Annotated in this window: 11 protein-coding genes; all 11 read left to right on the forward strand. The window is 28.9% G+C overall.

Annotation, left to right across the window (positions count from 1 at the left end):
• Positions 1-3 precede the first annotated feature (3 nt).
• Complete coding sequence (locus BLV40_RS24655) at positions 4-1,032, forward strand: LLM class flavin-dependent oxidoreductase (RefSeq protein ID WP_090694793.1); 1,029 nt, start codon at positions 4-6, stop codon at positions 1,030-1,032.
• Positions 1,033-1,049: 17 nt separating this feature from the next.
• Entirely contained in the window at positions 1,050-2,075 is a 1,026-nt protein-coding gene (locus BLV40_RS24660) for a hypothetical protein (RefSeq protein WP_090694797.1), read from the forward strand.
• Between the two features lie 10 nt (positions 2,076-2,085).
• Positions 2,086-2,334: a phosphopantetheine-binding protein gene (locus tag BLV40_RS24665; RefSeq protein WP_090694800.1), complete on the forward strand. Its 249-nt coding sequence runs from the start codon at positions 2,086-2,088 to the stop codon at positions 2,332-2,334.
• Between the two features lie 5 nt (positions 2,335-2,339).
• Positions 2,340-3,221: a hypothetical protein gene (locus tag BLV40_RS24670; RefSeq protein ID WP_090694803.1), complete on the forward strand. Its 882-nt coding sequence runs from the start codon at positions 2,340-2,342 to the stop codon at positions 3,219-3,221.
• 10 nt (positions 3,222-3,231) lie between these two features.
• Complete coding sequence (locus BLV40_RS24675; RefSeq protein WP_090694808.1) at positions 3,232-4,410, forward strand: acyl carrier protein; 1,179 nt, start codon at positions 3,232-3,234, stop codon at positions 4,408-4,410.
• A 50-nt stretch (positions 4,411-4,460) separates the two neighbouring features.
• Positions 4,461-5,411, forward strand: coding sequence for a hypothetical protein (locus BLV40_RS24680; protein ID WP_090694812.1), 951 nt, complete (start codon positions 4,461-4,463; stop codon positions 5,409-5,411).
• 81 nt (positions 5,412-5,492) lie between these two features.
• The gene (locus BLV40_RS24685; protein WP_170833704.1) at positions 5,493-6,005 is read left to right on the forward strand and encodes a glutathione peroxidase; all 513 of its coding nucleotides are present in this window, start codon (positions 5,493-5,495) and stop codon (positions 6,003-6,005) included.
• Positions 5,989-7,092, forward strand: a complete 1,104-nt coding sequence (locus BLV40_RS24690) for an aminopeptidase (protein ID WP_170833705.1) — start codon at positions 5,989-5,991, stop codon at positions 7,090-7,092. Before BLV40_RS24685 ends, BLV40_RS24690 begins: the two co-directional genes overlap by 17 nt.
• Before the next feature lie 57 nt (positions 7,093-7,149).
• Entirely contained in the window at positions 7,150-8,367 is a 1,218-nt protein-coding gene (locus tag BLV40_RS24695) for an ATP-grasp domain-containing protein (RefSeq protein ID WP_090694820.1), read from the forward strand.
• Positions 8,368-8,654: 287 nt separating this feature from the next.
• Complete coding sequence (locus tag BLV40_RS24700) at positions 8,655-10,136, forward strand: amino acid adenylation domain-containing protein (RefSeq protein ID WP_090694823.1); 1,482 nt, start codon at positions 8,655-8,657, stop codon at positions 10,134-10,136.
• A gap of 47 nt (positions 10,137-10,183) precedes the next feature.
• Positions 10,184-10,732 (forward strand): hypothetical protein, encoded by a 549-nt coding sequence (locus BLV40_RS24705; RefSeq protein ID WP_090694826.1) that lies wholly within the window; start codon positions 10,184-10,186, stop codon positions 10,730-10,732.
• Positions 10,733-10,945: the final 213 nt, after the last annotated feature.

Here is a 10,945-nt window from a genome sequence, read left to right on the forward strand (position 1 = left end):
CTATTGAAAATTGATTATGCTTACTTTTGTCCGAGTTATAGTAAATTAGCGAATGTCCAAAATATTGAATATAGGATGAGTGAATTATTAAATACTTCATTATATCTTGAAGAGGCTGGTTTTGAATCAGTATTAACGGCTACAGATTCTGAATCATATGATCCTTGGATTTTGTCCTCATTTTTATTGCAAAACACTAAAAAACTAAAAACAATTATCGCTGTTAGAACATCATCTTTAGAACCTGTATATACTGCGAGAATGATTTCTACACTTAGTCAATTGTATAAAGATAGAATCCATTTAAATGTTGTATCGATGGGGGCAAAAGCTGAAATGAACAAAGAAAACGTTCATCTCAATCATACGGATAGGTATTTGAGGACATACGAATTTATGGATATATTAAATAACTTATTAGAAGGTAACTCTCCGTATTCATTTAATGGAAAACATTTTCGTGTAAAGCAGTCAACACTTTTTCCTAAAGTTAATGGTGACAGACCTTTAACCTATGTTGCCGGCAGTTCTCCTGAAGCAAGGAAGGTAGGAGCAAGGTATGGAGATGTTTATATTTTTTGGGGAGATAAATTCGAGAGCATAAAAGAAAATATTAAGGATTTTAAGGATGTTAGTTTAGCCTCGAGAAATGTAGAAATTGGATTACGGATAAATCTTCTAATCCGCGATAATAAAAGACAAGCATTGGATGATTTAGAAAAGCACTTAACAAGTTTAAATTATAACCCAAGACTTATTTTGTCAATAATGGGGAAATATAGTGACTCTGTAGGCTACAACAAAATAATCTCCTTATTTAAGGAAGCAAAATTACATGATGATAACTTGTATACTGGAGCTATAGGTAATAAATTAGGAAGCGTGCCATTTATTATTGGATCACCAGAAGAAGTAAGAGATTCCTTAAAAAGATTTGTAGATATTGGAATAAGTAAATTTATTTTCTCTAGTATTGATAATAATGATGAAATCAAGAGGATAGGTGAAGAGGTTATTAGTCATAAACTATAAGTAATGTAGGTGTTAGTATGAAATCATTAAATGTTAATCAGAATCCTGGATTTGAATTAGAGTGTTATCACAATGTCAGACTAAGTATTCTTGATAATAATGAAGATTTTATCAATTGGTTTCATTCACATTTTGTAAATCTTGTTTTATATAAAAGTAATAAAGAAATTGTTCCATATATTAGATTTGAAAATCATATTGATATTTATTCCGAGGTTTTATCAGAGGAGCCAGTAAAAAAAGTGGGAAATTGGGTAGATAGTATTAAAAAATGTATAGATCATAATAATTATGTTATAGCATTTTTAAATTGGAGTAATATTTTACAATCGAGGTATTATAAAGAAGATAAAGATATGGTTCATGAATGTTTAATATTCGGATATTGTGATAAGAATCAGGAATTTGAGATATTAGCTTTTGATGTGAATGGCCTTCCTTATACAAAGGTAAGTATCCCATTTTCAATTTTAAGTAAGGAACTGGATCATATTATAGACTTTCATCTTAGGAAGCAGAAATGGTTTACGTATTATGGCTTCCCAGTTTCAAAAATAATAAAAAAACCATTTAATTTTAATAGTTTAAACAAGCAAAAATTATTTTTTGGAATGGATAGACATAGGTATATTAGTTCCTATAACAATAATTCAGAATTTGCTGGAGGTTGTAGCATAAATTTATACCTTTCAGAATTATTCCAGAAAATTTGTGATGAATCTGAGCATCACAAACGTAATGATTTTTTTAAGCAAAGTGAATACTGGAAAATAATGAATTTAAAACTAATTCTTCATAAGAATATTATGATTTCTCGTATTAAATTATTAAAAAATCAAAGTTTCTCATATGAATTAATAAAGATAGAGGAATATTTTGTTAAATGTTTGCAAGAATTAAAAATAATTTTAGCTCTCTCTAAAAAGTTTACTAAAACAATGGATTTGAATTATCTTCAAAATATTTCAAGTCGATTCAATAAAGTGTATGAACATGAATTTCGAGCTACCTATCAGATGTTAGATTATTTAGTTAAATTATAAAGGAGTTCATATGGATAAAACGGACTTAAGAGATAAAGTAATTGAAAAGGTAAATGAAGTATTATATGAAAAAGTTTCAAGAGAAGATAGTACTAATCTGTTAAAAAGAGGATTAGATTCTATAAGTTTTATAAGAATCATTGTGTTATTAGAAGATGAATTGGAAATAGAAATTGAAGATGATGATATTTTGCTAGAGAATTTTAATTCAGTAGATACGATATGCAACTTAATTTCTAAGTATATAGTGGATGAGTGAATAGAATGGACATTGTTAAAATTGAAAACGAAAAATTATTTATGACGATTCCAACAGTACAAGAAAACTATAAAAGAAAGAATCGCTCAGTAGAAAATGTTGATTATTCATCATATAAACAAACGTTATATGATTTCCGGGTCGAGAAAATTCAAATGGGGAATCACATCGAAAACTGTTTTATTGATAACCCAAGAGAATATATTAAAGAATTATACAAAAAACAAACACAGAAAATTCGCGATATAAAATATATTATAACCACATATCATAGTTATCCATTGCTAGAAGAATCCAGCACAGCAATTTATAATAAAAAGCTGGTTGAAAATCGAGGGGCATTAGCTTTTTCAATCTGTGATAATGATTCATTAGCACCAATATTGGCATTAGACTGGTTAAGGAGAACTAAATCAAATGGCATAATTATATGTTTAGAACATGTATATAAAGAAGCTGGTTTAGGGAAATATCCTTTAGAATTTCCAATTCAAGATGCAGCGGCTCTGTTCCAAATTAGTAATTCCAAATTAGATTATGAAATAAAAGGATATGTTTTAAAAAACCGTAGATTCGACAGGCCCTTTCATGAAGAATCCTCTTTACATTCCTATCAATACATCATTAACTTTTTATCTTACTTCAACTTATTACCTCATGAAGTTATCGCTATTCCCCAATGTAAAAATCATAACTTTTTAAAACAAATTAAGAGTCTTTTTCCGTGTATTTATCATAAGAAAAGATCTACTAATCTTTTTACTGCAGATGTGTACTATTCTCTAAGTGAATTAGGAGATTTTGAGGAAAGTATTAAGCATATTCTACTTATGAAAATTTCAAATACAGGAAACATAGGTTTAATTTTGCTGAAAAGAACCAGGTAGGTGTTATTTTGTGGCATTTATAAAAAATGTTGTTAGCTTTATTCCTAATAATATAGTTCCCCTGCAGGATTTTGTTAGTAAAGGTACATTTGATGAAAGAGAGTGTTTAAATCTACTAAATCAGGGGTATAAATCGGTAGCTGTAGATGAGAAGACTAGTTTAGAAATGATAGTAAATGTTTTAAATCAGTTATTTTTGGAGAAAGAAGTAGATCCCTTAAAAATAAAATATTTAATTTTGACATATCAACTCTACTCTTTTCCATTTGAAATCAATATTTTAGATGAAATAAAACGTCATTTTAAATTAATTAATTGTATGGCCTATAGTGTGAGGGAACTTCATTGTTCAACACTTTTAATGGGAATAGAGATAGCAAATACCTTACTAGAAACTGAGAGTGAACAATCATCAGATGCTATTGTAATATCTGTCGGAAAAAGTGTAATTCCTCAAAATAGATTTGATGGAGTATTTATTACAGGAGATTCTTGTGTAGCGCTACATTTAAGTCAGGAAAAGAAGGGGCATCAGATAATAAGTATAAAAAATATCACTGACTCTCGTACGATATTAACAGGTGAAAAAAAAGGCGGCCCAAGATGGGATATTTCATATATGGTAAATATGGTTTCTATCATCAAAGATATTTTAACAGAAAGCAAATTAAGAATAAATGATATTGAAAAAATTGTTACGAATAATGCACCTACAGAAATGTGGGAATACTTGGCTAAGCTACTAAAGGTGCCAATAAAACAATTTTTTATTGAAGGAAGAGAGATCTTTGGTCATTATTTTATGTCAGATATTGCTTTAAATTTAGAATATGTCTTAGAGAATAAAATATTAAAAGATGATGGATATTTTTTACTTCTTGCCTTAGGAAGTGAAGGAGCAGCAGGATGTATTTTGTGTCATTCCGACAGTAGCAGAAAAAAGATAAGGAGTAATATTATGGAAAAACAAATAATGGAAATGATTGTCCAAACAATAGAAAATCCTGAGCTAGAACTTAATTTACAAAGTAGCTTACAAGAATTGGGTCTAGATTCAACAAATATAGTAGAAATTCTAATTGAATGTGAGCTATTATTTGATATCGACGTCCTTGATAACGATTTAAACCTAGACGATTTTAAAAATGTTGAAGATATTATTGATTACATTGAAAAATTAATGAACTAAATTTTTCTCAATATCACTGTTTATAAAATTACTTGAGGGGGGGATTGGAATTGCAACTTAATTCTAACATTAATCACAGCTGCTTTAATATTATAATTGATAGTTGCTTAAGGAGGTTTGGCTTTAATGAGGTTTTATTCTGGAATCAAATCGGCCTTTATTATAAGAAAGAGAATACTAATATCACTTTAATATCTTCTTATAAGACATTTAGTGAAACCCTTCCCATGTACGGTTTAGCGGTTGAGGAAAAATTTTATACTAATGTTAATGAATTTTTATCGGACATAAAGAATTATCTACGTACCGGGATATCAATTGGTTTAGAGGTAGATGCATATGAACTGCCATATTGCCTTAGTTATAGACAACAACATTTACTTCATACTTTCGAAATTGAGGGTATCACTAAAAATGCAGTGAAAATTGTTGATCATTATTACAGATATAAGGGGACTGTTAATTGGGATATTTTAACAAAGACCTTTGATTCAACAAGAAAACACTTTAGAACAGGACCATCACTTTTTACACTCAAAAAAAGTGGGGTATTAAAAATAAATTCTCCTAAAAAAAGTATTCAAGAGAATATTAAGGCTTTAAATGGCGAAATAAAATATAGTAATACTGATAATACAGGCATATCAGGTTTAAAGGCCATAAGTTCAATAAAAAATGACGTTATAAATATAATATCATCAACAGAAAATCAACAAGAAAGTACCTCAATGCTATCAGAGTATTTTAGTAAACTAAAAGAGGTTGCTAATTCTAGATATAACTTTAAAAATTATCTTAGTTACTATAATTTAAAGGATGCAGCAGACCTTAGCGAAGTCTCATACCAAAATTGGATGGCATTTGCCAATATTATTTTACGATTTCTCTATATGAAGAATAAGGATACAGTTAAAGAAAAGTTAAATTATAGAGCACACAAGATTATCGAGAATGAACATACCTTGTTAAAATTACTAGAAAAAGCTGAATTAATAGGATAGTGGTGTGAATATGTGAATAAAAAGCTCTTACTAGCTTTATTATATTCTTTAAACACTTTATAGAAAGGACATAAAATTATATTGAATAATTTCTATGATATTAAAGCTGTAAATAGTAGGAAAGAAGAAGTAAGTATGAACGCTTACAAAGGTAAACCTTTATTGATAGTCAACGTCGCATCTAATTGTGTTTTTTCAAAACAATATAAACTTTTAGAAGAGATTTACCAGAAATATAAAGGTAGAGGTTTAAATGTTCTAGCTTTCCCTTCAAATGACCATGGGAATCAGGAACCTGGTTCATTGGATGAAATAATTAATTTTTGCCATTCGAATTTTAATGTTAGTTTTGAGATTTTTAATAAAATTCACACTGTAGGTATCCGTAGGCATCCACTTTTCTCTTGGCTTGTAAATCATTCTGAGGATCAAAGAGATATAAAATGGAATTTTGAAAAGTTTATAATTTCAAGAGATGGGAAATTAGTGCAAAGGTTCGAAAGTACGGTAAGACCTACAAATCCTAAAATAACTTCTTTAATAGAAAACCTAATTAAAGATAATGGAGCGCAAAAATATGATGGAAGAGTTTAATATAAGTCTAGCTGAAAAATTATTACATTATTCATTAGATATTAAAAAGGGAGATAATGTTTTTATAGATGTATATGGGCAATGCGAAGATTTCATAGAAATTTTAATTCAAAAGGTTTATGAGCACAATGGAACCCCCTATCTTTATAAAACAAATCTTAGACATTTAAAAACAATCATAAAGAATTGTGATATAGATCAAATGAAACTGATAGCAAAAAATAAACTACAGATAATTAATAATATGGATGCATTCATTAGTATTCGCGAAGATAGAAATCTATTTGAATTTAACGATTTACCGCCTGATAAATATAATATATATACAATGTATTATCAACAGCCTATACAAATGGCTATGGCCAGTATCAATAGGTGGATGATATTAAAATATCCAACACATGGGATGGCACAACATGCCAATATGAGTTTTAGCCAACTACTCCTTATGTACCAATCCGCTGCTATGCTTAATTACACAGATCTTTATGATAAAGTGCTCCCATTGAAAAAAATATTAGACAGTACAAAACATATTAAAATACTTTCTGAAAATACCGATTTAGAATTCACAAAACATAATATTCCTAGTTTTATTTGTGATGGGAAATATAATCTTCCAGATGGCGAAATATTCACTGCTCCTAATTTGAACTCTGTGAATGGTAATATAGCCTTCAATATACCTTCATCTGTAATGGGTAAAACATTTAATAATGTAAAATTAAAATTTGAAAATGGCCGAGTAGTAGATTTTGAATGCGATAACCCAATAGAATTTGGTAATTTAATTTATTCTGACTCTGGGGCATGTAGAGTGGGAGAGTTTGGAATTGGATTAAACCCTAATATTAGGAAACCTACAAATAATATTTTATTCGATGAAAAAATGCTAGGAAGTATCCATATAGCCCTTGGACAATGTTTCCCAATGACTGAAAATGGGAACAAGTCTAAACTACACTTTGATTTAGTTCAATCACATTTAAAAAATTATGGAACAGGAGATCTATATTTTGATGGAAAATTAATAAGGAAAGATGGCAGGTTTATTCTTCCAGAGCTTGAAGAATTAAATTTTATATAAGGTATCATAATTTAATATATTAAAAAAGATTTATTATAAATGTGTAGGTGAAATTATATGAAACCAACTATTCTATTTTTGAATCGCTCAAAGCCAGAGGTATATCTATCTTCAAACAAGCAATCCTTACTTTTTGATTCAAATAAATATGGAATAATTATGATAAACCATATCGCAGTTGAACCATTACCGGAAAAAATTACAAATCCATTCTTAAGTCAAATATTTATAGACCTGAATAATCATAATGAGGTCATAAAAGAAGTAAAACGCTTGAATAAAATATATAGTATTGCCGCTGTCATATCTCTTACTGAAAGGGAACAAACATTAGCAGGAAAAGTTAGAACTCTATGCAAAATAGATGGTATTTCATATAAGCAATCATTTTATCTAAGAGATAAAGTAATGATGAAACAAAAGTTAAAACATTATAATTTATTGTTACCCCAATTTATGGCTTTACAAAAGGATAGACTGTCAGAAGCCTTCGTTTTCTTAAAAAAACATAATAAGGTAGTATTTAAACCACGTTCGGGAACAGGTTCAATGGATACTGTTATAGTAAGAAATGAAGGTCATTTAAAAGAATTATTGGATAATTACTATGAAAATATAGATAGTTTTTATTTAGAAGAATTCATATCGGGAGAAATGTATTGTGTCGATAGTACTATTAGTGAAGGAAGAGTTATCTTTTCCGGAGTCATGAAATATCAAAGTAGTACACTGAATTTCAAAAAAAATCGAAATGTTTTTAGTTGTATTATCCCCGAAGATACTGAAATAGTAAATGCAATAAAGAACTATACAAAAAAAATAATAAGTATATTTAACATTAATAAAGGTGCAACACATTTAGAGGTATTTGTAAATCATTTAAACCAAATTATTTTCTGTGAAATAGCCTCTAGGCCGGGAGGAGGATATATAGCCCAAGCTTTAGAGAATAGTTATGGCATAAGTGTATATGAATCAGCAATCAAAGCTGAACTGAATGAGCCGATTTTATTAATTGAGAACAGAAAAAGGTACTCTGGATTTTTAATATTCAATCATGCTCAAGGGAAAGTTAAAAAAATTACTTTACCAGAAAATAAAAATTACAGTTGGATATTATTACATGAAGTTAATGCAAAAGAAGGAGATATTACAAATACCTCTCAATTTATTACCGAAAATATTGCTACATTTTTGATAGATTCCCCATCTTATAAGAAGCTAATTGAAAGGATAGAAATTATAGAAAAGAAATTTAGCGTTTCTTACTATTAGAGATAATTGTTAGTTTTTAAGACTTGCATACTAGGGTGTGCACATTATTATACAACACATTTTAATATGAGAATCAGCATTAATAATTAATATAATGTTCTTTATTTCTACTCCAATAAGATTAATACTATTTAGACGCTCTTAAACTTAACCATTTGTAAAATGAGGAACCCTGTTTATTCGAGGAGGATTCTAAGCATACAGAAAATAAAAATTTGCAATGTGGAAATTTATTTTGTATTGGTAGAATCACTTTTAGTATTTTTATAATTTAAGGTGGAATAAAAATGGAAGAAAACTATTTATCGATGTTTAATAAGCAGGTCATTAAGAATCCACACAAAGTGATTGCTGAAGACGACACTGGAACTTATACTTATCAAAAAATAAATCAACTTAGTAATCAACTTGCGCATGCTATTCTTTCTCATAATGTAAAAAAAGAAGATCTCATTGCTGTAACAATGTACCATGAATTAGATTTATTAATTACTCTAATTGCAATTCTTAAATCAGGTTGTGGATTTGTCCCGATTGATCCCGCAATGCCCTTTCAAAGAATGAATAAGGTACTTTCAGAAAGTAAAGCTAAATTGATAATAAGTAAAAGAAATTTATCAGTTAATATTAGCCAAATTGATCCATCACAGAAAAATGTAAGTGACTATGATAACACTTTGCCTAAGATAAATATTGATAAAAAAGATTTATGCTACTGTATCTTTACTTCAGGTTCAACTGGGAAACCAAAGGGAGTAATAATTGAACACCTTTCCCTTTCTAATTTGATTCATGGATTTGAGAAGAGTATTTTATCAAAAAAGTATAGTTCTATTGCTGCCCACACAAGTATTTCATTCGATATTTTTATTGTAGAGACATTACTTCCTCTAGCACTTGGAATTAAAGTTATTTTAATGCCATTACGGGTGCAAAAAAACCCTCGTTTATTTACTAAATTCATAAAAGAAAAGAGAATAGAGATTTTACAGCTTACGCCCTCTAGATTATTACAAATTACTCAAAGTAATCCTGATACACATTATCAAGATTTGAAGTTAGTTCTAATAGGAGGAGAAAAGGTACATGCCTCAGTTTTAGAAGATTTAAGTGTTTCGTCAGATACGAGACTTTTTAATGTTTATGGCCCCACAGAGACAACAGTTTGGGTAACGTTTAAAGAAATAGATAATAAGACTAGGTTAACGGTAGGGAAACCTTTTCCAGGTAATCAAATAACTATACTTAAGGATACTTATGAGGTTAAACAGGGAGAAATTGGAGAGGTTTGTATTACTGGTTTGAATGTAGGTAGGGGTTATATAAATACTAATCAAAATAATAATTCATCCTTCGTTCTAAAAAATGGAAAGCGGAGTTATTTGACTGGAGATGAAGGGTTCATAAATAGCAAAGGTGAACTTGAAATTTTAGGCCGATATGATGAACAGGTTAAAATAAATGGTTTTAGAGTAGAATTAGACGAAATCAGGAATTGTATTTTAATGCACCCTAATATTAAGAACTGTATTGTTACAGTGACCAAGAAAGATATTTTTAATAATGGAATAGTTGCATTTGTCGAAGTGAAAAATCAATTATTGTTAAAGGAATTTAAAAATTTTTTAATTGGTATGTTACCAAATTATATGTTGCCTTATCAAATAATACCTCTGAACAAGATACCTTTAACTTTGAATGGTAAAGCTGACAAACAAAAACTAATGGATTTATTAAATAGAAAAACTAAGGATCAAGTATTCTTTTAGAATTTTTGTAATAATACAAGGCCTAATTTTAATAAGGAGGTACTGATTTGTTTATACCAATACATTTAGATAGCTATTGCAATAATATTGGAGTAACCTCTAATGATACTATTTATGAAGGAAATTTAACTTTAAATGGATCATCTTTACCGTTAGAAGGTCCTTTTTGTAAACAAGTTTTTTATTTTGAACATATCCCTTTTTATATGAAGAAACTATCTAAATTCGACAACATAGCAATGGAGGGGCAAGAAATAAAAGTTAACGCGTATAACGCAAAAAATATTCATATAATTGGGAATTCTGTATCAGGAAGTTATTTTGATGACATATCTTTTAAAAGTGAAGGCGAAATAATTGAAAGAAAAAGATTAAGTCTAACGGACTTTATATCAGAAGAGCCTGTTTTTAATAATCAGCTTTTTTACAGATTTACAAAAATAAACAGTCGACAACCTCTCCATCTTAAAGGGAGTTTATGGAAACAATCGATAAACTTTGAGCCTAGTATTAATGTAGAATCAATAATTTTAGAAGATAACCCTTTTATACATATCTTTGCAATAACTATCGAAGAAGGGTTAAAAACTCATTAGGATGCCTGTCTTAAAGTAGTTATTTTTAAGCAAAAGTGAAAACAAGAAATAATATTAAAGGAGGTGATATAAATGAGCTTTGTGCTAGTTAATTTTACTAAATCTGCAGAAGATAAACAAATTGCTGCAAAGGGATCAGCAGAAAAGAACTTAGTAGTTAAGCATTCAGATAATAAGTAATTTAAACAAAGTTGAAAATAGCATTAAAGGAGG

The organism is Bacillus sp. 166amftsu (genome assembly GCF_900107445.1).
Classification (GTDB): Bacteria; Bacillota; Bacilli; order Bacillales; family Bacillaceae_G; genus Bacillus_A; species Bacillus_A arachidis.

What these genes read in the sequence shown, in the direction of transcription:
- BLV40_RS24690 (WP_170833705.1), top strand. Translation starts at nt 5,989, where the DNA reads ATGATGGAAGAGTTTAATATAAGTCTAGCTGAAAAATTATTACATTAT.
- BLV40_RS24660 (WP_090694797.1), top strand. Translation starts at nt 1,050, where the DNA reads ATGAAATCATTAAATGTTAATCAGAATCCTGGATTTGAATTAGAGTGT.
- BLV40_RS24700 (WP_090694823.1), top strand. Translation starts at nt 8,655, where the DNA reads ATGGAAGAAAACTATTTATCGATGTTTAATAAGCAGGTCATTAAGAAT.
- BLV40_RS24665 (WP_090694800.1), top strand. Translation starts at nt 2,086, where the DNA reads ATGGATAAAACGGACTTAAGAGATAAAGTAATTGAAAAGGTAAATGAA.
- BLV40_RS24695 (WP_090694820.1), top strand. Translation starts at nt 7,150, where the DNA reads ATGAAACCAACTATTCTATTTTTGAATCGCTCAAAGCCAGAGGTATAT.
- BLV40_RS24670 (WP_090694803.1), top strand. Translation starts at nt 2,340, where the DNA reads ATGGACATTGTTAAAATTGAAAACGAAAAATTATTTATGACGATTCCA.